The sequence below is a fragment of the Burkholderia sp. AU30280 genome (assembly GCF_020420125.1).
In the GTDB taxonomy this organism is placed as follows: Bacteria; Pseudomonadota; Gammaproteobacteria; order Burkholderiales; family Burkholderiaceae; genus Burkholderia.
Map to the genome: position 1 here is coordinate 285,313 of NZ_JAIZRY010000003.1, position 21,494 is coordinate 306,806.

Genomic DNA, 21,494 nt, shown 5'->3' on the forward strand with positions numbered 1-21,494 from the left:
GTATGGGGGTTCTCGTGGCGGGCAACATCGCGCGACCGCGCGGTGGCAGCCGCAGTGACGCCGGGCCCGCGCCCGGCGGCACGCGATCACTTCATCGACGCAGCCTCCGATCCGCCGGGCGACAGCGCCGCGTTGTCCTGCTCGCGCCACGTGCGGCGCGACACCATGATCGCCTTCACGGCCGAGCGCGCGACCTTCCACCACGCGAACGGCCGCGGATCGGCGAGCATGCTGAGCGCGCGTGCATAGTCGAGCGTGAGCCCGGGGGTCCATGCCATCGTCACCGCGCGCTTGCGGATCTGCGCGGCAACCCACAGCTCCGGCGTGAGCAGCAACCGCACGAACGCGCCCCACCCGGCACGCGCGCCCTTCAACCGCCACACCGCGCCGTCGAGCGCGGCTTCGAGCGCGTTCGATACCGTGCTCGAGCAGTTGCGGTGCGTCAGGTTGTACGTCGCGTCCTGCCGGTACGACGACCAGAAGGCATCCAGCTTCGCCGGATCGTAGTTGCGGATCCGCACGCGCACGGTCGACGGACACCACGCCTTCGACTCGGTCGCGTAGTCGGGCTGGAACAGGCCCGGCACGTCGTTTTCGCGTGTCGCGCGCAGGATGCGTGTGAATTCGTCCGGAGAACGATCGATTTCGACACCCGGATACAGGCTGATATAGATGCCCTCGGGCGCCTCCAGCGCCGCGTGCCCGGTCGAGATCACGCCGTTCACGTCCACGGCCGCGATATAGCGGTCGATCACCGGATAGCGCTGCGCTTCGGCCTTCGACGTGCCGGTCGGCGTCCACACGTGCACGGTGAGCGCATGCTCGCCGTCGGCCGGCGGGCCGTCCCATTCGGACTGCGCGAAATGCGGCCGGTCGCGCGTATCGTCGAGATCCGGCGCGAGCGCCGGCGCCGGCGAGGTTGCGAACGCGGGATTGCGCGTCAGCCGCCGCACGCGCGCGGCGAGGCTCAGCATGTGCATCCCGCCGAACATCAGCAGCAGGCCGAGGCAGTACGGCACGGTGCCCACGTAGTGCGTCGGGTACGGCTGATAGAAGAAGATCGCCAGCAGGATCTCGACGACGCCCCATGCGAATGCGACGTTCCAGCGGCGATAGCGCACCATCCACGCGGCGGTGCACTGCAGCAGCCCGTCGACGAGAAACAGCGTGCCGAAGATCATCGACAGCAGGAAATGGCCGTGGTGATGCCCCGCGAACACGAGCCCGGCGGCAACCACGACCACGATCCCCTTCACGTAGCGCAGGATGCGCTGCCCGCCGACGCCGCTGCCGGCCACCGCGAGCGTTGCGAGCCCCTCGATCAGGAACAGCCACGCAAAGATCTGGATCGGGAAATGCAGCGCGCCGTCGAGCGCATCGACGAAGATCACGACGCCCGCGACGACCCATACCCAGCCGAGCACGGTCAGCCCGCGCCAGCGGGTGCGCAAGTATTCGATGCCCAGCAGCAGCAAGACCAGTCGTACCATCGCGCCCTCTCGTCATTTTTTCGGGACACGCGCTGGTCACGCGTTTCCTGTCGTTTCGACCGCGCATCGTGCGGCGCGCAAGCCAAAAGGCGGTAATTCGTACCGGCGCGCCATGCCTCGACATGACCGTTGGCGGCCGGGATCCCCCGCACTGGCCGAATAATAAGATATGACGGAGACGCTTGAAAGCGCGACGGTACCGTTATCGGCGCCGTGCCGGCAGGGGCCACCGACCGCTGCCGTGGCAGAAATCCCGTTCGACAACGCTCGGCGGATACGCGAGAATCCGGCTTCCGAGGGCGAAAGCCACTGAACTGAACCGAGCCGCACCAGACGGGACAACAACAATGACCGTATCGATCACGCGCCGGCGCCTGCTGGCCGCCGGCGTGGCCGCCAGCAGCCTTGCGCTGTCGGGCTGCTTCACGCCGAAGCTGTACAAGGACGACGCATACAGCGAATACGTATCCGGATTCATGATTTCCGAGGACGGCAAGAAACTGGTCGTGCTCGGCATGCGCTACCACTACATCTTCGATCTGCCGGCCCAATTGCGGCCGGTACTGCTGTCCGGCTACCGGAAATCGCTGCACACGACGTTTGCCGGCTTTCATGCGACCGGCGGCAGCGTCACCGGCCACTACCGGATCGTGTTGCCGAAGGACGCGTCGGACGACGATCGACAGGCGGCCGCCGCCGACGGATTCGTCGCCGAACCGGCCGGTCTCGTGCTCGAAGGCGACATCGACGGCAAACGCTACTCGACGGAAGGCTTCGCCGCGAAGGACAAAGGCGTCACGCAGCCGTTCAACAAGCAGTACTCGGTGTACATCCAGGAATCGCCGTCCGTCGTCGGCATGGGCCTGCGAATTCTCGCCACGCCGATTACCGTGGCCGCCGACGGCGTGCTCGTGCTGGGCGGCATCGTGCTCGTGCCGTTCGCGGCCATCGCGATCCACGCAAACGGCGGCCTCCGGATCATGTAACGGCGCGCGCGGTGCGCCTGCCGTGCCGACGTCGACAGCCCGCGGCACGCGAGCGCACACCACGACCGCAACCGGAGCATCGCCATGACCGCATCACCGCTTCACACGCCCCCGCTCGGCCCGCAACTGAAGCGCTGGCGCGCGCTGCATCGCGTCAAGCAAAGCCATGCGGCCGAACTGTTCGGCGTGGCGCAATCGACGATCTCGCGCTGGGAAGCCGGCATTCAGCAGATGTCGCCCGACGAACGCGCGACGGCAGAGCGGCTGCTCGCCGCGCGCCTCGATTCCGCGGGCGACTACGCGCTCGCGCGGCTCATCGCGGGCAGCACGGGCCGCATGCATCTCGTGTGCGACCTCACGCACCGCCTGCTCGCTTCTTCGCCCGCGCGCGCCGCCGAATTCTCGCGGCCGCTGTCGATGCTGCTCGGCACGTCGCTGTGGCGCTACGCGACGCCGGAAATTGCCCGCATGGAAGCCGCGCTCGACACGCTCGGCTGGCATGACGATGCAGGGCCGCCGAGCGTCGAATTCGATACCGGCGCGAATGCGTCGCGTGTCGTGCCGATCCGCGGCAGCGTGTGCCGGTGGACACGGATGATGCTGTCGGACGGGTCGGCCGCGCGGCTCGTCGAGACGCTCCAGGATGCGTGATTGCAGGGTCGCAATGAAGAACCGCACGCCGGCAACGGCACGGCGTACTTCAACGTGTCCGGCACGCAACGCAAAAGATGCGAACGTAAATGGCAACACGCCCAGGGGACATGCCACATGCCGACGAATGTCATGCGAGAACTCGTGATCGTCGCGTTCATTATCTATATGGGCGCCGCCGTGCTGGTCGCGCTTCGCTCGGGGGTGGCGAACGCCGGCGGCAGACGCGTGGCGCGCCGCAGCAGCCCCTACCTGTTTACCGTGATCGTCATTGTTCAGATGGGCTTCTTCGCCCTGTTCTGCTGGGCCGGGCTGTTCGTGAGGTAGGCGCGCGACGAAGCGCCCCGATCCCGCGCGCACCACGCATATTTCATGCGTGGACGAACCGCGCCCACCCGCATTACGCTTGGCGGCTCATCGCAAGGAAGCCGACCATGACCTCCGATACGATCCACGCGCGGCTCGCTTTTCTGCGTGAAGCCGAACGCCTGAAGGATGTGCTGCGCAGCGGCTACACGTCGTCCGGGCGAGCGGAAAGCACGGCCGAGCACAGCTGGCGGCTGTGCCTGATGGCACTCGTGTTCGCGGACGCGCTGCCCGGCATCGACACGCTGAAGTTGCTGAAGCTATGCGTCGTCCATGATCTCGGCGAGGCGCTGCACGGCGACATCCCTGCGATCGAACAGGCCGCGCACCCCGACAAAAGCGCGCACGAACGCGACGATCTGCTGACGCTGACCGCGCCGCTCGACGCCGCACCGCGCGACGAGATCGTCGCACTGTGGGATGAATATGAGGCGGCAGCCACGCCGGAAGCGTGCGCGGCAAAGGCGCTCGACAAGCTCGAAACGATCCTGCAGCACAACCAGGGCTGCAATCCGGCCGATTTCGACTACGCGTTCAATCTCGGCTACGGCCGGCGCTATACCAACGCCGCGCCGCTGTTCAGCGCAATCCGCGAAATCGTCGACGCGGATACGCAATGCAGGATCGATGCACTTCGCAGGTAACCCTCGCGCAATCAAGCGAATACCGTCTTCTGCCTGACTCCCGCGTTGCCTCCCAGAATCGCGGTGCCGCTGAACTCACCATACCAGACGCGAAATAGCCCCCTTTTTGCCAATGATCGACATTGCGACAGCGACTCTTGCACATATCTATTGGCTGACGTGCATATTGGTCGCTCGGAACACCAACCGATCGCGAGCCGACGCACGGCACTTGAAGCCTGCCCCTTCATTCGCTGTTCAGACACTTGAAAGATTTCTTCCCACTCGATCAAGCTCTGCGACGCCCCTGAGCCAACGCCCCCCTCTCAAACCATTGAAAGAAAAACAAAGAACACAAATCCAATCTCAATTTAATTTCACAAAATTAACACTTTAACACTCAGAAACAATTTATTAATCTCGAAAAAGTAATTGGTTGAAAAATCATCAACCTCAACCTAATCTAGCAAACACACAAACCAGAAAATGAAGGGACATAATAAATCTTTAGTTCAAGTTTCCTTTTCATCAGAAAGCCTTGAAATTTTCCACAACCCTCCATGAATTCCGAGACAAATCACACAAAAGTGCTCCATGTAACATTCTCCGAGGCTGCCTTTGATGCCGTTTCATCTTCAGCTGCAAGCAAAAACATTACAGGTTCATGCATTTTTATTAATGGGGACTGGCACTTCGGGCCACTCAAGAACCGTAGCATTCAAACGCTCTCCGCATGGTTTATCGAGCACTTTGGTTATACACCAAAAAATATAAAAATCGATGAAGCCTTTACCGCAACCGACGAGTTCAAGGAAATTTACACGTGGGTAGACGTGCTTTCATCCGACGAGTATGCGAATTTCCTGCACTGGATAAGCGCAAGCAGGCCACGACAATTTTCAATGATTTCGCGCAACATCCACGACATTCATTCTGCACCCTCGAATTCCGAGAATTTTATCGAATCACTCGGTAACGCAGTTATAAAAACGTCAAGCGAAATAGACCTTTACATTAAAGAATGGAATATATTGATCAATGAAAATTCAGATTTCAGATTAATCAACCCAATCGGAAAAATTCAGTCCTTCACGTCATCAAGCTTTGACAAATACATCATCGATTCCGTGACGGCCGACTGGGAGCCCTCTCCGTTACCGGTACTTCGAATAATGGAAAATCTCCGTGCCGAGCATCAGCAATTTCCGGGTGACATTTTTCTTTACCATCGACTTGAGAAACTCGTCGCGAACGGCGTCATAGCAAAACAGACTGACTCGGACATTACACAAACCCAGATACGATCAGCAACCCCATAGACTACTCTCTTGCACAATCACTCAGACTACGACATTCAACCACTATGTCCGGAAAATCGAAATTGCAGGCGGCGTTGTTCCTGGCCGCCATCCTGGCCGCCATACATAGCAATTCATTCGCCGCTCAAGAAGAAGAAAAATTGAAGAAAATCCTGCAAGTGAAAATTCCAGAATTGAAAATAGAGGCCGTCAGCGAATCTCCAATCGTCGGTCTATACGAGGTAGTCGCTAGCTCTCGGGTTTTCTACAGCAATCCGACGGGCGCGTATGTCGTCATTGGAAATATAATCAACACTTCCAACCAAGAAAACCTTACAGAAAATCGATTCAATGAAATCAACAGCACAGTCGTCGCCGATCTTCCATTTAATTATGCAATAAAAATAAAAAATGGAAATGGCAAGCGAATAATCGCCACCTTCTTCGATCCGAATTGTTCATTTTGTAAAAAAATGAGCCCCACGCTAGACAGCATCCCAAACACAACCATTTATATTTTCCTGCACCCCACCCTTTCCGCCGACTCCGTTACAAAATCCGAGATGATTCTTTGTTCTGAAAACCCGTCACTGGCATGGAAACAGTGGGCACAAAGAGGAAAAATCGCTGTACCTCGCACACCATGTCGATCGAACGTCATCAAAGAGCTTGTCTCATTGGGAAAGAAACTAAACATCAAGGGAACACCAACCACGTTCCTGCCATCCGGCGAAAGAGTCGAAGGATTTATTTCCGGAAAAGAATTAACTGCCAGAATTGATCGAATGTAACGACATCCATTATCCGAGCTATTCTTCGTCGCAAAAAAGCTTGAAAACCGTTTTTCCTATCGCTCGCAGTCGACGAGCTAAAGGGCGCAACCACCGTCTCCACGCACTTGAGCTTGCTCACCAATTTCACTGATTGCACCGATGACAGCGCTCAGTATTCGATCCGGCAATGTCGTCGGCACAATTCGGCACAATTTCCACACGATTTGGCGTGATTTCCTCGCTTACCATGAGCGCCTGATTCGACTCGGCACGCCCGCGCGATGCGTACGCGGCTTCCGTCGCGGGCAATGCGCCCGGCATGCGACGCCGACCGGATCGTCCCGCCCGGCCGCACGCATCGCCGGCACCGCTTGATCCTCGCCGCACGCTCATGACCCAGAAGACCCATCGCCGCCGGCGCATCGCGCTGGCTACCGTTGCCATCGTCGCAATCGCCGCCGGCGTCACGCTGAAGGCGTGCGCACCCGACAAGCATCCGCAATACCTGTCCGCGCCCGTCACGCGCGGCGATCTCGAGAACGCGGTGCTCGCGACCGGCGCGTTGCAGGCGTTCAAGCAGGTCGACGTCGGCGCGCAGGTATCGGGGCAGTTGAAGTCGCTGAAGGTCAAGCTCGGCGACAAGGTCACGAAGGGCCAGTGGCTCGCCGAGATCGACCCCGTGATCTCGGAAAACGCGCTGCGCCAGGCGCGCGCCAGTGAAGAAAGCCTGCGCGCGCAACAGCAATCGACCGCCGCGCAACTCACGCAAGCGGAACTCGCGTTCCGGCGCCAGCAGGCGATGCTGCCCGACGATGCGACCTCGCGCGAATCGTTCGAGGCCGCACGCGCGACGCTCGACGTGCAGCGCGCAACGCTCGCGTCGCTCGCCGCGCAGATCCGCTCGGCCCGCATCCAGATCGAGACCGCGCAGGCGAATCTCGGCTACACGCGCATCGCCGCACCGATCGACGGCGAGGTCGTCGCGGTCGTCACGCAGGAAGGCCAGACCGTGATCGCGCAGCAACAGGCGCCGGTGATCCTCAAGCTCGCCGATCTCGACACGATGACCGTGAAGGCGCAGGTGTCGGAAGCCGACGTGATCCGCGTGAGCGCCGGCCAGACCGCGTATTTCACGATCCTCGGCGAACCGGACAAGCGCCACTATGGCAAGCTGCGCGCGATCGAGCCGGCGCCGCAGAACTACGCCGAAGCACAGAGCGCGCTCGGCGGCGGCGCGGGCGGCGGCACGAAGCCGAACTCGGCCGTGTTCTACAACGCGCTGTTCGAAGTGCCGAATCCCGAGCATCGGCTGCGCATCTCGATGACCGCGCAAGTCAACATCGTGCTCGGCAACGCGCGCAATGCGCTCAGCATTCCGGCGGCCGCGCTCGGCGAAAAACGCAAGGACGGCACCTACGCGGTGCGCGTGCTGCGCGCCGACGGCAGCACGGAAACGCGCAACGTCCGCATCGGCATCAACAACAACGTGCGCGTCGAAGTGCTGGCCGGCCTGAAGGACGGCGAGCGCGTCGTGATCGGCGAAGCGGCCGGTGACGACCATGCGCCGCTGTCGGACGTGGTGTGACGATGAGCCAGCCCCTGCTGAAACTCGCCGCCGTCACCCGACGCTTTCCGGCCGGCGACAAGGATGTCGTTGTCCTGAACAATGTCAACCTGTCGATCCACGCGGGCGAGATCGTCGCGATCGTCGGCGCGTCGGGCTCCGGGAAGTCGACGCTGATGAACATCCTCGGCTGCCTCGATCACCCGAGCGAAGGCACCTACACGGTCGGCGGTCGCGACACGCACATGCTCGACAGCGACGAGCTCGCGCAACTGCGCCGCGAACACTTCGGCTTCGTGTTCCAGCGCTACCACCTGCTGCCGCACGTCGACGCGGTCGCGAACCTCGAAATGCCCGCGATCTATGCCGGCACGCCGCGCGCCGAGCGGCACGCACGCGCACGCGAACTGCTCGCGCGCCTCGGTCTCGCGGATCGAGCGCACCATCGCCCCGGCCAACTGTCCGGCGGCCAGCAGCAGCGCGTGAGCATCGCGCGTGCGCTGATGAACGGCGGCCAGGTGATCCTTGCCGACGAACCGACCGGTGCGCTCGACACGAAAAGCGGCCTGGACGTGATCCGCATCCTGCACGAGCTGAACGCGCTCGGCCATACGATCGTCATCGTCACGCACGACAAGGCCGTCGCGCGCCATGCGAAGCGCATCATCGAGATCAGCGACGGCGAGATCGTCGCCGACCGGCCGAACCGGCACTATGCGGAAGCCCTCGCGGAAGCGGGCGCGGACACAGCAGACGCTGAGGAAGCGACCGAAGCAGCGGCCAACGAGTCACCCGCACGCGATCGCCACGACATGCCGCCGCCGCCCGCAGCCGTCGACACCGACGCACGCGCCGACACTGGCACCGACAACGACGCCGATACCGGCACCCGAACGCGACGCTTCGCGGCCGGCTCCGGCCGCTTCGCCGAGGCCTGCCGGATGGCGTGGATCGCACTCGTGTCGCATCGGTTGCGCACGCTGCTGACGATGCTCGGCATCATCATCGGCATCACGTCGGTCGTGTCGATCGTCGCGATCGGCGAAGGCGCGAAGCGCTACATGCTCGACGAGATCGGCAGCATCGGCACGAACACGATCAACCTCTATCCGGGCACCGACTGGGGCGACAGCCGCGCCGACGCGATCCAGACGCTCGTGCCCGCCGACGTCGCCGCGCTCGCCGAGCAGCCGTACGTCGACAGCGCGACGCCTGAAACGTCGCGCACGCTGCTGCTGCGCTACCGCAACATCGACGTGAACGCGCTCGTGAGCGGCGTCGGCGACCGCTTCTTCCAGGCGCGCGGGATGCGCTTCGCACTGGGTGTCGCGTTCGACGAGGACGCGGTACGCCGCCAGGCGCAGGTCGCCGTGATCGACCAGAACACGCGCCGCAAGCTGTTCGGCGCGACGCGCAACCCGATCGGCGAAGTGATCCTGGTCGACAACGTGCCGTGCGTCGTGATCGGCGTGACGGCCGACAAGAAGAGCGCGTTCGGCAGCGTGAAGAGCCTGAACGTGTGGGTGCCGTACACGACCGCGAGCGGGCGTCTCTTCGGGCAGCGTCATCTCGACAGCATCACCGTGCGCGTGCGTGACGGGCAGCCGAGCGCCGCCGCCGAGAAAAGCCTCGAAAAGCTGATGACGCAGCGCCACGGCCGCAAGGACTTCTTCACGTACAACATGGACAGCGTGGTGAAGACCGTCGAGAAAACCGGCCAGTCGCTCACCTTGCTGTTGTCGCTGATCGCCGTGATCTCGCTCGTCGTCGGCGGGATCGGCGTGATGAACATCATGCTGGTGTCGGTCACCGAGCGCACGCGCGAAATCGGCATCCGGATGGCGGTCGGCGCGCGCCAGTCCGACATCCTGCAGCAGTTCCTCGTCGAAGCCGTGCTCGTCTGCCTGCTCGGCGGCACGATCGGCATCGCGCTGTCGTTCGGGCTCGGCGCGCTGTTCTCGATGTTCGTCGCGCAATGGAAGATGGTGTTCTCGGCCGGTGCGATCGTGACCGCGTTCGTCTGCTCGACGCTCACCGGTGTGATCTTCGGCTTCATGCCCGCGCGCAACGCGTCGCGGCTCGATCCGATCGATGCGCTCGCGCGCGACTGACGCAAGGCCTGCCATGACGCATTCCTCCCCGCTTCACCGCCTGGGCGCATTCGCGTGCGCGGCCGCGCTGCTCGCCGGCTGCGCGGGTGCGCGCCACGAACCGCTGCCCGCCGTCGCGATGCCCGCGAACTGGGCAGCACCGGTCGCGGCCGGCGCGCCGGCCACGACGCGCGACTGGTGGCGCGGCTTCGGCGATCCGCAACTCGACCCGCTGATCGACGACGCGCTGCGCGCCAACAACGACCTCGCGATCGCGGCGATCCGCGTGTACCGCGCGCAACTGCAGGCCGGGCTCGCCGACACGAACCTGACGCCCGCCGTATCGCTCGGCGCGAACGGCGCCGTGTCGCGCACGCTCGATACGCACCGGATGAGCCGGACGAGCGGCGTGACCGGCTCGCTCAGCTATGAAATCGACCTGTGGGGCCGGCTGGCCGCGCTGCGCGACGCCGCACGCTGGGAGGCCGACGCGACGGCCGCCGATCTCGAGGCCGCGCGGCTGTCGCTGATCGGCACGACCGCATCGCTGTACTGGCAGATCGGCTATCTGAACCGGCAGATCGCGCTCGGCGACGCGAACATCGCGGATGCGGTCCGCACGCTCGCGATCGTCCGGTCGCGGCACGCGGCCGGTGCGGTGTCGGGGCTCGACCTTGCACAGGCCGAACAGAGCCTCGCCGCTCAACGCGCCGCGCAGACGCAACTGATCCAGCAGCGCACCGAGAACCGCCACGCACTCGCGATCCTGTTCGACCGGCCGCCTCAGCAACGCGCGGCGGAGCCGTCGGCACTGCCCGATGCGGCACCGCCGGACGTGGCGGCCGGCCTGCCGGCGAGCCTGCTCGGCCGGCGCCCCGACCTGCGCGCGGCGGAATTCCGGCTGCGCGAGTCGCTCGCGCAGGTCGACGCGACACGCACGAGCTTCTACCCGACCTTCACGCTGACCGGCCAGGCCGGCACGTCGAGCACGAGCCTCGAGCGCGTGCTCGCGAATCCGGTCGGCACGCTCGGGCTCGGCCTGGCACTGCCGTTCATCCAGTGGAACACGATGCAGTTGCAGATCAAGGTATCGAAGACCCAGTACGAGGAAGCCGTGGCCGGATTCCGCCAGAAGCTCTACACGGCGCTCGCGGAAGTCGAGAACGCGCTGTCGGCACGCGTGCAGCTCGAACGCGAAGCCGAACAGCGCGCGCTGTCGCTGGCCCAGGCGCAGCGCGCCGAGCGGCTTGCCGCCGCGCGCTTCGCGGCCGGCGCGACCGCCGTGCAGCCGTGGCTCGACCAGCAGCGGCTGCTACGGGACGCACAAAGCGCCGACGCGCAAACGCGCCTGAACCGGCTCAACAACCAGATGACGCTATACCGCGCGCTCGGCGGCGGGACGTCCTGACCGCTGCGCGCACCGGGCCGGCCGCGCCAGCCGTACCAGCCGCGCGCGGCATCATTCGCACACGGTCGCCCCGCGCCGCGCCGGTGCGAACGCCACCGCGCTCGCCGTCGCGAGCACGGCCACGCCCGCCGCGCCGTACATCATCACCCAGCCGAACCCGTGCACGAGCGCCGCGTGCAGCGCCGCGCCGGTCGGGTCGGCCTGCGCGAGCGCCGGTGCGATCTCGTGCAGCGCGTCGGTACGGCCGGATGCGATTTCCTGCGCGAGCCGGCGCAGCGCCGCGTCGCCGATCGTGCCCGCGATACCGGCCTTCAGGCTCGCGACGATTCCCGCGACCAGCACGAAGCCCATCGCCGCGATGTTCAGCGCGAGCGAGATCATCCGCGCGCTCATGTCGATACCCGACGCCATTCCGGCACGCGAGCTCGGCACTGCACCCGTGGTGGTATTGGTCACGGGCGTGTTCGTGAGCCCGAGCCCGATGCCGGCGATCACGCAGCCGGGCAGCATCGTGATCCAGCTTGCAGGGTCGGCCGCGCTGCCGATCCGCATCAGCGCGAAACCCGCCGCGATCGTGAACAGGCCACCCGGGATCACGACGCCCGGCCCGTAGCGCAACGCGAGCCGTTCGCCGAGCGGCGGCGCGACCAGCGTCGGCAACGTGTACGCGAGCAACGCGAGGCCGGCCGTCACGCTGTCGTAGCCGAGCGCGACCTGGAACCAGATCGGCAGGTAGATCATGAACGGCCAGAAGCTGAAGTTCATCCCCATCGAACCGAAGATCGCGCCGGTGAACGCGCGAATCCGGAATACCGAGAAGTCGAACATCGGCCGCGCGCTGGCGCGTTCCGCGATGAAGAAGCCGACCAGCGCCAGCACGGTCGCACCGAGCACGCCGAGGCCGGCGGCGCTGGTCAGCCCTAGTTCCGCGCTTTGCGTGATGCTGAACGCCAGGCCGAGCACCGCGAGCGACAGCGTGACGATGCCTGCCATGTCGAGCCTGCCCGCATGCGGATCGCGCGACTCCCGCACCGCGCCGCCGATCAGCACGAGCGCGATGGCCGCGAGCGGCGCATGGACGAGGAACACCCACGGCCAGCTTGCCAGCGCGACGATCGCGCCGCCGACGATCGGCCCGAAACCGAGCCCGATGCCGAACACGATCCCCCAGATCCCGAATGCGCGGCCACGCTCGCGGCCCTCGCGAAACTGGTGCGACAGCACCGCAATCTGGCAGATCAGCATCGCGCCGCCGCTGGCGCCCTGCAGCAGCCGGCCCGCGACGAGCACCGGCACGTTCGGCGCGAGCCCGCACAGCAGCGATGTCGCGCCGAACAGCACGGTGCCGATCACGTACACGCGCTTGCGGCCGAACCGGTCGGCGAGCGTGCCGGCCGCCATCAGCACGGTCGTGCACGCGATCGTGTACGCATTCATGATCCACTGCATGCCGCTGAAATCGCCATGCAACACGTGTTCGAGCGTCGGCAGGATCACCGGCACGCTCGAGATTTCAAGGCCGAACATCAGCGACGTGAGACAGACGGCCGCGAGTGCGACCGCATTCCTGCGGGAGTCGGATAGCGTCATGCGTATTGCGCCACGGCCCGGGAACGGGCCGCGCGCCTCCAGGTGAGAAGGGTTCGCCGCGTGCGGCCGGCGACGCACGCTGGGCGGGAATCGGTACTATAGTGAGAATTTCCATCCCCATTGACGCACGCATTTCTCCAGACTGGGGAACTACAGGACTCAATTACCGCCCCCTCCCATGACCGACAGACTCGACGGCGTGACGACCTTCGTCCAGGTAGTGGAATCGGGCAGCTTCGCGCTCGCCGCGGAGCGGCTCGACATGACGCGCTCGGCCGTCGGCAAGGCGGTCGCGCGGCTCGAGAAGCGGCTCGGCGCACGGCTGCTGCAGCGCACGACGCGCAGCCAGAGCCTGACCGACGACGGCCAGGCGTACTACGACCGCTGCGTGCGTGCACTCGCGGAACTGGAAGCGGCCGAAGCCGACCTCGACTGCGGCCGCAACGAGCCGCGCGGCAAGCTGCGCCTGAGCGTGCCGCTTGCGTTCGGGCACCACTGCGTGACGCCCATCGTGCTCGATCTCGCGCGCACCTATCCGCATTTGCGGATCGACGTGTCGATCACCGACCGTTTCGTCGATCTCGTCGAGGAAGGCATCGACCTCGCGGTGCGCATCGGCACGCTCGCGGACAGCACGAGCCTCGCGGTGCGGCGGCTCGGCACGCAGTACGGCAGCCTGGGCGCGGCGCCGTCGTATCTCGCCCGCTACGGGATGCCGAAGACACTCGACGATCTGAAAGACCACCGGACGATCGCGTATTCACGTTCGGGCGTGATTCAACCGTGGGATTTGCGCGCGCCGGACGGCTCGACGGTGCGTGTCGACATGCCGCACCAGCTCAGTTTCGACGACGTGCAGGCGATTGCGGCGGCCGGCGCATCGGGGTTCGGGATCGCCTGGCTGCCGAGCTGGTTGCTCGATCACTATGTGAAGCGCGGCGAGATGACGGTCGTGCTCGACCGTTGCTTCGTCTGCGAAGGCGACATCCACGCGATCTGGCCGAAGACGCGCTACCTGCCGCGCAAGACGCGCTGCGTGATCGACGCGCTCGCGCAGGCGATTCCGCCGATGATCGAGCGATAAGCGGGACCGGCAGGGCGCGGGGGATCGCGCCACGCCCGCCCTGCCCGCGCTATTTCGCGTCGCCGCCGTCGATCGACAGCATGCGCCGGCGACGCACGCGGGCGAGCGCCGCCGGCGCGAAGTGCAGCACGACCAGCCGCGTCAGATGATGAGACAGGACGAACACGACGTTCAACCCGCCGCCATAGGCGACGATCGTGATCGTCTCGATGGCTCCGGGCGCATACGACAGCCATAGCGGCAGCACCCCGTAGCCGGACAGCCGCGCCATCCCCCACGCGAATGCGCCGGCCACCATCAGCATCAGTGCGATGCATGCCAGGCCGGTTCGACCGTATCGCAGCCCGTCCGCCAGCGTGATCTGCCGGAACTGCGCGCCGATCAGCGCGCCCAGGATGACCGACGCCGCGTCGACGCACCACGCCGGCACCTCGAAGTCATGCAGCCATCCCGCTCGCACGAAGACGCCGGCCAGCACGATGGCCGTGATCATGAACGGCGCAGGAATACCGAACCCGAGCAGCGCCCGCCCGACCAGCACGCACAGCGCCACGAGCCCGGCCAGCGCCAGCCACGTCCCGGCCGGCAATGCCGCGACAGCGGCTTGCTGCGGCGCGCCCGCCTGCGCCGGAATGAAACAACTGACCAGGACCGTGATCGACAGGAGCCGCACGAGATGCACGACGATCACCTTGGCCGACGCGCGCTCGGATTCCAGCAGGTCGAATACCGCGGCGAGTGCGCCGGGATAGACGGCCAGCAGCGAATCGGCCCGGTTCCAGCGCGAGACGCGGGACAACCAAAGGCTGCCGACCCCGATCTGCGCGGCCAGGCACAGGAGCAGGACGCCCAGGCTCGGCACGATCGAGACGACGCTCTGCGTGTCCCACGACCTGAACAGCAAACCGGTGGCCGTGCCGAGCACGATCTGCACGAACTCGAGGCCGAAGCGCAGCCGGGGGGCGAAGCCGAACCGGCCGGTCGCGATCGACGCGGCGAGAATCGCGCCGAGCAGCAGGCCATGCGGGATGCCCGCCACCCGCAGCACCAGCCCGACCGCGGTCAGCCCGGCAAGATACGCGAGCGTCTTCATCGTGCAGCGCTCCGGCCGTCGGCCAGGCTCCGGCAAATCGTTTCCGCCTGCATCTGCAGGACGTCGATGTTGCTGACGGCCTTTCAGACTGCCGGCCCCGCGTCGGCAGTTCAATCCGCGCCCAGCGCCGCCAGCGGATGCGCGAACAGCTTCCACGGCGACGTCAGGAAATGCCGCACGCGTTCGGCGCGCAGTTCGACGAGCGACGCGGGCGCCCAGCGCGGCTTGCGATCCTTGTCGACGAGATGCGCGCGCACGCCTTCGCAGAAGTCGCCTTCCTCGATCGCGCGCGCGACGATGCCGAGCTCCATCCGGAACGATTCGGCCAGCGTCATCTGGCGTCCGCGCAGCAGCGCCTCGCGTGTCACGCACAGCATCGTCGGCGAGTGGCCGGTAAGCGCTTCGAGCGTCGCCTGCAGCCATTGGCGGTGCTCGCGCGACAGTTCCTCGCGCGCAAGATCCTGCGTCAGCGTCGCAACGATCCGCTCGACGGTCGAGCGCTTGTCGAAGTGACGCACGATCCACGGCATCTGGCTGTCGAGCGCCGCGTGCGGCACGACGTTGCACGGCGGCTCGAACACCTTGCGCAGCAACGCCAGCACATCGCCTTCCCACTTGACGCTTTCGATGCGCGTCTCGAACGTGTCGAGCCATGCGGACGGCACGCACAGATCGGCGAGCTTCGCGGTCAGCGCGTCGGCGCCCGACAGCATCGCGCCGGTCAGCCCGACGTACAGCTCGAGTTCGACCGGCATGCGCGACAGGAAATGCGTCGCGCCGACGTCGGGCACGAGGCCGATGCGCGTCTCCGGCATCGCGATCTTGCTGCGCTCGGTCGCGACGCGCAGCGTCGCGCCCTGCGCGAGGCCCATGCCGCCGCCCATCGTCACGCCGTCCATCAGCGCGACCACCGGCTTCGGGAACGTATGAATCGCGTAGTCGAGACGATATTCGTCGACGAAGAACGGCAGCCAGGTTTCGCGCTGCGCGACCATCCTGTACAGCGCGCGCACGTCGCCACCCGCGCAGAAGCCTTTCTCGCCGGCACCGCGCAGCACGACCGCGACGATCTGGTCGTCGTCGCGGCAGCGCTCGAGGAGTGCGGCCAGCTCGCCGATCATCGCGTACGACAGCGCGTTGAGCGCGGCCGGCCGGTTCAGCGTGATCAGCGCCACGCGATTCACCACGCGGAACTGCACCTCGGACGCGCGCTCCGCGAACGCGTCGTGATTCGTCACCGGCGTGCTCATCGTTGCGACTCTCCGTCGGTACGCCACTGCGGCGCGCGCTTGCCGAGAAACGCCGCCACGCCCTCGCGCGGATCGTTCGTATCGAACAGGTCGACGAAGCGTTCCCGTTCGACCGCGAGCGCCGCGCCGCGCGGCACGCCGCGGCGCGCGAGGCCGATCAGCTCCTTGCTGTACGCGACCGCGTGCGGGCTCTGCCGCACGACGTTGCGCGCGAGCGCCAGCGCCGCATCGCGCGACGCGCCTGACTCGACGACGTCCTCGACGAGGCCGATCCGCAGTGCCGTGGCCGCATCGACGCGCGCGCCGGTCAGGATGATCTTCTTCGCCCAGCCTTCGCCGACCAGCCAGGGCAGCGTCTGCGTGCCAAGGCCGCACGGCAGCAGGCCGACCGACGGCTCGGGCAGCGCCATCTGCGCATGCGTCTCCGCGATCCGCAGGTCGCACGCGAGCGCGCATTCGAGCCCGCCGCCCATCGCATAGCCGTTGATCGCCGCGATCGTCACGACGCGCGCGTCGTGCAGCGCCTCGAACGCCGCGCCGAAGCGCGACGCCATCGCGCGTGCAACCGCGCGGTCGCCTTCGGCGAACGTGTTCAGGTCGGCGCCCGCGCTGAAGAACTTCGGGCCGTCACCGGTGATCACCAGCGCGCGCACGCGCGGGCTCGCATTCAGTTCGGCGACGGTGTCCTGCAGTTGCCGAAGCCCGTCGGCGGTAAAGGCGTTCGCGGGCGGACGCTTGAGCGTCGCGCACGCGATCGCGCCATCGTCGACGTAGTCCAGTTCGATCATCACGCGTCCTTCTTCGTTGCCGGTTGGTACAGGCGGATCACCGCCGAGAAATCGAGCTGGCCGTCGCCGCGGCTGCTCATCGTCTGGTACAGCTGCTGCGCGAGCGCGCCGAGATAGACCGGCTGGCGGGCCTGCTTCGCCGCGTCGTTCGCAAGGCCGAGATCCTTCAGCATCAGGTCGGTGCCGAAGCCGCCCGAGTAGCCGCGCGACGACGGCGCGGTATCGATCACGCCCGGATACGGGTTGTACGTATCGGAACTCCAGCAGCGGCCCGTCGACGTGTTGACGATGCCGGCCAGCACCTTCGGGTCGATGCCGAGCGCGACGCCGAGCGACATCGCCTCCGACACGGCCGCCATCGAGATGCCGAGCACGAGGTTGTTGCAGACCTTCGCGACCTGCCCCATCCCCGTCGCGCCGCAGTGGACGATGTTCTTGCCCATGCCCGCGAGCACCGGCTTCACGCGCTCGAAATCCGCATCGCTGCCGCCGACCATGAAGGTCAGCGTGCCAGCCGCCGCGCCGCCCGTGCCGCCCGACACGGGCGCATCGACGAACGCGCCGCCGTGCTCGCGCACGAGCGCGCCGAACGCCTGCGCGCTCGCCGGGTCGATCGTGCTCGAATCGATCACGGTCGCGCCCGCGCCGAGGCCGGCGAGCACGCCGTTCTCGCCGGACAGCACCGAGCGCACGTGCGGCGCGGCCGGCAGCATCGTGATGACGAACGTCGCACCCGATGCCGCATCGCGCGGCGACGCGGCCACCTGTGCGCCGGCATCCTGCAGCGCGCGCAATGCGTCGGCGCTCAGGTCGAACGCATGCACTTCGTGGCCAGCTTTCAGCAGGTTCAGCGCCATCGGCGCGCCCATGTGGCCGAGGCCAATAAAACCGATTTTCATGTTCGTGTCCTCCGCCGCTCAGTGCAGCCGGATCGTCGTATTCACCGGGGCGGCCGTCGTGTCGTCGTCGAACCAGCGCGCGGTGACCGTCTTGGTCTGCGTGTAGAACTGCACGACCTGCTTGCCGTACGGGCCGAGATCGCCGAGCTTCGAGCCGCGCGAACCCGTGAAGCTGAAGAACGGCACGGGCACCGGAATCGGGATGTTGATGCCGACCTGGCCGATGTCGATTTCGCTCTGGAACTTGCGTGCAGCCGCGCCGCTCTGCGTGAACAGCCCCACGCCGTTGCCGAACGGGTTCGCGTTGACGAGCGCGATCGCGTCGTCGAGCGTGTCGGCTTCCATCACGACGAGCACCGGCCCGAAGATTTCATGCGTGTAGACCGACATGTTCGTCTTCACGCCCGAGAAGATCGTCGGGCCGACGAAGTTGCCCTGCTCGTAGCCGGGCACCTTCACATCGCGGCCGTCGAGTTCGAGCTTCGCGCCTTCCTTCACGCCTGCGTCGATCAGCGACAGGATGCGCTCCTTCGCCGCCTTCGACACGACCGGCCCGACGTCCGTGCCGGCTTCCGCGCCCGCATTCACCTTCAGCGCCTTCGCCTTCGCGACGATGTCCGGCAGCCAGTCGCGCGCGTTGCCGACGAGCACCGCGACCGACGTCGCCATGCAGCGCTGCCCAGCCGCGCCGAAGCCCGCGCCGACAAGCGCGTTGATCGCCTGCTCGCGGTTCGCATCGGGCAGCACGACTGCGTGGTTCTTCGCGCCCATCATCGACTGCACGCGCTTGCCGTGCGCGCTGCCGAGGTTGTACACGTGCGTGCCGACGGCAGTCGACCCGACGAACGAGATCGCCTTCACGAGCGGATGCGTGCAGATCGCGTCGACGACTTCCTTGCCGCCGTGCACGACGTTCAGCACCCCTTTCGGCACGCCGGCCTCGATCGCGAGCTCGACGAGCTCCATCGTCGACAGCGGATCCTGTTCCGACGGCTTCAGCACGAACGTGTTGCCGCACACGATCGCCATCGGGAACATCCAGAGCGGAATCATCGCGGGGAAATTGAACGGCGTGATGCCCGCGCACACGCCGAGCGGCTGGCGCAGCGTGTAGGTATCCACACCGCCCGCGACGTTCTCCGCGAATTCGCCAAGCTGCAGCGAACCGATCGAGCAGGCGTGCTCGACCACTTCGAGGCCGCGGAAGATGTCGCCTTCGGCATCGGGAATCGTCTTGCCCTGCTCGGCCGTCAGCGTCTTCGCGATGCGCTGCTGGTTCGTGCGCACGAGATCCTGGAACTTCAGCATGATGCGCATGCGCGCGGCGATCGGCGTGTTTTTCCAGGTCGCATACGCGGCGTGCGCGGCCTGCACGGCCGCGTCGACTTCCGCGACGGTCGCGAACGGCACGCGCGCGAGCACCTGCTGCGTCGCCGGGTTGACGATGTCACGCCACTCGTTCGTGGCGGACTCGACGAAGGCGCCGTCGATCAGCAGCTTGACCGTCGGCACGTCTTTCGAATTCGCGTTCATCGATCCCATCTCCTTGCAGAGGGCCGCGAAGCGCGATATCGCCGCGCGGCCGGTTCAATTCGGCTGCGGGCGGCCGCCGCGAATTGCGGCGTGCGCGGCCCGCGCTCACGTCACTTCAGTTCTGCGGCGAAATCCTCTTCCCAGTATTCGCCGGGCATCCGTTCGCTTGCGTCGTCGCCGCGCTCGATCTCGCGGCGGCGCAGCTCGACGCGGCGGATCTTCCCCGAGATCGTCTTCGGCAGCTCCGCGAACTGCAGGCGGCGAATCCGCTTGTACGGCGCGAGCTTCTCGCGCGAGAAGCGGAAGATTTCCAGCGCGAGTTCCGGGCTCTCCTCGTAGCCTTGCCGCAGCGTGATGAAGGTCTTCGGCACCGACAGCCGGACGGGGTCGGGGCTCGGCACGACGGCCGCCTCGGCGATCGCCGGATGCTCGATCAGCACGCTCTCGAGTTCGAACGGGCTCAGCCGGTAGTCGGACGACTTGAACACGTCGTCCGCGCGGCCGATATAGACGTAGTAACCGTCGTCGCGGCGCATCGCGATGTCCGACGTGCGGTAGTGGCCGTCGCGCATCGCGTAGGCCGTCGCGTCGGGATTGTTCGCATAGCCTGTCATCAGCCCCACCGGGCGCGTCACGTCGGCGCCGATCGGCAGCGCGACCTCGCCTTCGGTCACGGGCGCGCCGTCCGGGTCGAGCAATTCGATCCGGTAGCCGGGCAGCGGCCGGCCCATCGAGCCCGCGACGACCGGCTGGCCCGGCGAGTTGCCGATCAGGCAGGTCGTCTCGGTCTGGCCGTAGCCGTCGCGAATCGTGATACCCCACGCCTTCTTCACACGCTCGATGATCTCGGGATTCAGCGGCTCGCCCGCACCGACGATCTCGCGCAGCTTCACGTCGAACGACGCGAGCGGCTGCTGCACGAGCATGCGCCACACCGTCGGCGGCGCGCACAGTGTGGTCACCTGGTACTTGACGAGCGCATCGAGCACCACCTTCGGCTCGAAGCGCGCGTAGTTGAACGCGAACACGCACGCCTGCGCGTTCCACGGCGCGAAGAAGCAGCTCCACGCGTGCTTCGCCCAGCCCGGCGAGCTGATGTTCCAGTGGATGTCGCCCGGCTGCAGGCCGACCCAGTACATCGTCGACAGATGGCCGACCGGATAGGTGCGGTGCGTATGCTCGACGAGCTTCGGCTTCGACGTCGTGCCCGACGTGAAGTACAGCAGCATCGCTTCGTTCGATTGCGTGACGGCGTCGGGGCTGAATTCGGCGCTGGCCGCGTAGCCGTCGTTCATCGCGAGCCAGCCTGCGCGCGGCGCGCCGGCGACGATCCTCTGCGCGAGGCCGAGATCAGTCTGTTCGAATTTCGCGGTTTCGTTCTCGTCGACGATCGCGTATTTCGCGCCGCCGATCCGCACGCGGTCGCGCACGTCGTCGGGCGACAGTTGCGTGGTGGCAGGCAGCACGATCGCGCCGAGCTTCATCGCGGCGAGCATCGCGTCCCACAGCTCGACGCGGTTCGGCAGCATCAGCAGGATCCGGTCGCCGCGCACGACGCCGATCGAGCGCAGCCAGTTCGCGATCCGCGACGAACGCTCGGACATCTGCGCGAACGAATACGGATCGCCCGTGCCGGTCGCCGCGTCGACGATCCACAGCGCGGGCTGGTCGTTGCCGCGCGCCATCGGGTCGAAGTAGTCGAGCGCCCAGTTGAACGCGTCGAGCACCGGCCACTCGAACTCGCGATACGCGGTGTCGTAGTCGGTGCGATGGCGCAGCAGAAAGTCGCGTGCGTCCAGGAATGCCTGTACCGTCATCGTGTCGTCTCCTGTCGGTCCACGTTAGCGCTTTAGCGCTTACCCGGGCCCCATGCCTTGTGCGGTCGGTTTGCATAAGCGCTTCGGCACTTACGCCGCCGCCATGCCGCGGCAAGTCTCCATGCCTCGCGGTCAACCGGCGCATGCGCTGCATTACATGCCCGACTCCCTTTTACGCGGCGCACGGTCAC

The 21,494-nt window shown here is 65.9% G+C and carries 18 protein-coding genes; 10 read left to right on the forward strand and 8 right to left on the reverse strand.

All coding sequences use genetic code 11. The annotated features are described in order from the left end of the window. Window positions 1-86: 86 nt before the first annotated feature. The gene (locus LGN17_RS08755) at window positions 87-1,490 is read right to left on the reverse strand and encodes an HdeD family acid-resistance protein (RefSeq protein ID WP_226195934.1); all 1,404 of its coding nucleotides are present in this window, start codon (window positions 1,488-1,490) and stop codon (window positions 87-89) included. Between the two features lie 347 nt (window positions 1,491-1,837). On the opposite strand from LGN17_RS08755, the gene LGN17_RS08760 reads away from it, so the two are divergent. The 9 genes from LGN17_RS08760 to LGN17_RS08800 all read left to right on the forward strand — a co-directional run bounded on the left by LGN17_RS08760 (window position 1,838) and on the right by LGN17_RS08800 (window position 11,249). Beyond that, window positions 1,838-2,476: a hypothetical protein gene (locus LGN17_RS08760; RefSeq protein WP_175953225.1), complete on the forward strand. Its 639-nt coding sequence runs from the start codon at window positions 1,838-1,840 to the stop codon at window positions 2,474-2,476. Between the two features lie 84 nt (window positions 2,477-2,560). Then, complete coding sequence (locus LGN17_RS08765; RefSeq protein WP_226195936.1) at window positions 2,561-3,127, forward strand: helix-turn-helix domain-containing protein; 567 nt, start codon at window positions 2,561-2,563, stop codon at window positions 3,125-3,127. After that, window positions 3,128-3,454 (forward strand): hypothetical protein, encoded by a 327-nt coding sequence (locus LGN17_RS08770; protein WP_226195938.1) that lies wholly within the window; start codon window positions 3,128-3,130, stop codon window positions 3,452-3,454. Between the two features lie 107 nt (window positions 3,455-3,561). Next, on the forward strand, window positions 3,562-4,137 hold the full coding sequence (locus tag LGN17_RS08775) for an HD domain-containing protein (protein ID WP_226195940.1): 576 nt from the start codon (window positions 3,562-3,564) through the stop codon (window positions 4,135-4,137). Between the two features lie 539 nt (window positions 4,138-4,676). After that, window positions 4,677-5,435, forward strand: a complete 759-nt coding sequence (locus LGN17_RS08780) for a DUF3658 domain-containing protein (RefSeq protein WP_226195942.1) — start codon at window positions 4,677-4,679, stop codon at window positions 5,433-5,435. A gap of 44 nt (window positions 5,436-5,479) precedes the next feature. Continuing rightward, window positions 5,480-6,205: a DsbC family protein gene (locus LGN17_RS08785; RefSeq protein ID WP_226195944.1), complete on the forward strand. Its 726-nt coding sequence runs from the start codon at window positions 5,480-5,482 to the stop codon at window positions 6,203-6,205. Window positions 6,206-6,578: 373 nt separating this feature from the next. Continuing rightward, window positions 6,579-7,772: an efflux RND transporter periplasmic adaptor subunit gene (locus tag LGN17_RS08790; protein WP_226195946.1), complete on the forward strand. Its 1,194-nt coding sequence runs from the start codon at window positions 6,579-6,581 to the stop codon at window positions 7,770-7,772. A gap of 2 nt (window positions 7,773-7,774) precedes the next feature. Then, window positions 7,775-9,862, forward strand: a complete 2,088-nt coding sequence (locus LGN17_RS08795; RefSeq protein ID WP_226195948.1) for a MacB family efflux pump subunit — start codon at window positions 7,775-7,777, stop codon at window positions 9,860-9,862. Window positions 9,863-9,875: 13 nt separating this feature from the next. Beyond that, window positions 9,876-11,249: an efflux transporter outer membrane subunit gene (locus tag LGN17_RS08800; RefSeq protein ID WP_226195950.1), complete on the forward strand. Its 1,374-nt coding sequence runs from the start codon at window positions 9,876-9,878 to the stop codon at window positions 11,247-11,249. A gap of 51 nt (window positions 11,250-11,300) precedes the next feature. Here LGN17_RS08800 and LGN17_RS08805 read toward each other — a convergent pair whose 3' ends face one another. Beyond that, window positions 11,301-12,839, reverse strand: a complete 1,539-nt coding sequence (locus tag LGN17_RS08805; protein WP_226195951.1) for an MFS transporter — start codon at window positions 12,837-12,839, stop codon at window positions 11,301-11,303. Between the two features lie 178 nt (window positions 12,840-13,017). Between LGN17_RS08805 and LGN17_RS08810 the strand changes: the two genes are divergently transcribed. After that, complete coding sequence (locus tag LGN17_RS08810; RefSeq protein WP_226195953.1) at window positions 13,018-13,923, forward strand: LysR family transcriptional regulator; 906 nt, start codon at window positions 13,018-13,020, stop codon at window positions 13,921-13,923. Window positions 13,924-13,972: 49 nt separating this feature from the next. Here the strand turns inward: LGN17_RS08810 and LGN17_RS08815 are convergent, their stop codons facing one another. The 6 genes from LGN17_RS08815 to LGN17_RS08840 all read right to left on the reverse strand — a co-directional run bounded on the left by LGN17_RS08815 (window position 13,973) and on the right by LGN17_RS08840 (window position 21,303). After that, window positions 13,973-15,016, reverse strand: a complete 1,044-nt coding sequence (locus LGN17_RS08815; RefSeq protein ID WP_226195956.1) for an AbrB family transcriptional regulator — start codon at window positions 15,014-15,016, stop codon at window positions 13,973-13,975. Between the two features lie 110 nt (window positions 15,017-15,126). Further along, on the reverse strand, window positions 15,127-16,266 hold the full coding sequence (locus LGN17_RS08820; protein ID WP_226195958.1) for an enoyl-CoA hydratase/isomerase family protein: 1,140 nt from the start codon (window positions 16,264-16,266) through the stop codon (window positions 15,127-15,129). After that, window positions 16,263-17,054: an enoyl-CoA hydratase gene (locus LGN17_RS08825; RefSeq protein ID WP_175953215.1), complete on the reverse strand. Its 792-nt coding sequence runs from the start codon at window positions 17,052-17,054 to the stop codon at window positions 16,263-16,265. Before LGN17_RS08825 ends, LGN17_RS08820 begins: the two co-directional genes overlap by 4 nt. Continuing rightward, window positions 17,054-17,953, reverse strand: coding sequence for a 3-hydroxyisobutyrate dehydrogenase (gene mmsB / locus LGN17_RS08830; RefSeq protein ID WP_011354325.1), 900 nt, complete (start codon window positions 17,951-17,953; stop codon window positions 17,054-17,056). The genes LGN17_RS08825 and mmsB overlap by 1 nt, the downstream gene beginning before the upstream one ends. Window positions 17,954-17,971: 18 nt before the next feature. Continuing rightward, window positions 17,972-19,486, reverse strand: a complete 1,515-nt coding sequence (locus LGN17_RS08835) for a CoA-acylating methylmalonate-semialdehyde dehydrogenase (protein WP_413227014.1) — start codon at window positions 19,484-19,486, stop codon at window positions 17,972-17,974. A gap of 110 nt (window positions 19,487-19,596) precedes the next feature. After that, window positions 19,597-21,303, reverse strand: a complete 1,707-nt coding sequence (locus LGN17_RS08840) for an AMP-binding protein (protein WP_226195960.1) — start codon at window positions 21,301-21,303, stop codon at window positions 19,597-19,599. Window positions 21,304-21,494 lie beyond the last annotated feature (191 nt).

Coding starts and splice junctions, on each gene's coding strand:
- LGN17_RS08775 (WP_226195940.1), top strand. CDS start 3,562: ATGACCTCCGATACGATCCACGCGCGGCTCGCTTTTCTGCGTGAAGCC.
- LGN17_RS08780 (WP_226195942.1), top strand. CDS start 4,677: ATGAATTCCGAGACAAATCACACAAAAGTGCTCCATGTAACATTCTCC.
- LGN17_RS08800 (WP_226195950.1), top strand. CDS start 9,876: ATGACGCATTCCTCCCCGCTTCACCGCCTGGGCGCATTCGCGTGCGCG.
- LGN17_RS08815 (WP_226195956.1), bottom strand. CDS start 15,016: ATGAAGACGCTCGCGTATCTTGCCGGGCTGACCGCGGTCGGGCTGGTG.
- LGN17_RS08785 (WP_226195944.1), top strand. CDS start 5,480: ATGTCCGGAAAATCGAAATTGCAGGCGGCGTTGTTCCTGGCCGCCATC.
- LGN17_RS08805 (WP_226195951.1), bottom strand. CDS start 12,839: ATGACGCTATCCGACTCCCGCAGGAATGCGGTCGCACTCGCGGCCGTC.
- LGN17_RS08825 (WP_175953215.1), bottom strand. CDS start 17,054: ATGATCGAACTGGACTACGTCGACGATGGCGCGATCGCGTGCGCGACG.
- LGN17_RS08790 (WP_226195946.1), top strand. CDS start 6,579: ATGACCCAGAAGACCCATCGCCGCCGGCGCATCGCGCTGGCTACCGTT.
- LGN17_RS08795 (WP_226195948.1), top strand. CDS start 7,775: ATGAGCCAGCCCCTGCTGAAACTCGCCGCCGTCACCCGACGCTTTCCG.
- LGN17_RS08755 (WP_226195934.1), bottom strand. CDS start 1,490: ATGGTACGACTGGTCTTGCTGCTGCTGGGCATCGAATACTTGCGCACC.
- LGN17_RS08820 (WP_226195958.1), bottom strand. CDS start 16,266: ATGAGCACGCCGGTGACGAATCACGACGCGTTCGCGGAGCGCGCGTCC.
- LGN17_RS08765 (WP_226195936.1), top strand. CDS start 2,561: ATGACCGCATCACCGCTTCACACGCCCCCGCTCGGCCCGCAACTGAAG.
- LGN17_RS08835 (WP_413227014.1), bottom strand. CDS start 19,486: ATGAACGCGAATTCGAAAGACGTGCCGACGGTCAAGCTGCTGATCGAC.
- LGN17_RS08840 (WP_226195960.1), bottom strand. CDS start 21,303: ATGACGGTACAGGCATTCCTGGACGCACGCGACTTTCTGCTGCGCCAT.
- LGN17_RS08810 (WP_226195953.1), top strand. CDS start 13,018: ATGACCGACAGACTCGACGGCGTGACGACCTTCGTCCAGGTAGTGGAA.
- LGN17_RS08760 (WP_175953225.1), top strand. CDS start 1,838: ATGACCGTATCGATCACGCGCCGGCGCCTGCTGGCCGCCGGCGTGGCC.
- mmsB (WP_011354325.1), bottom strand. CDS start 17,953: ATGAAAATCGGTTTTATTGGCCTCGGCCACATGGGCGCGCCGATGGCG.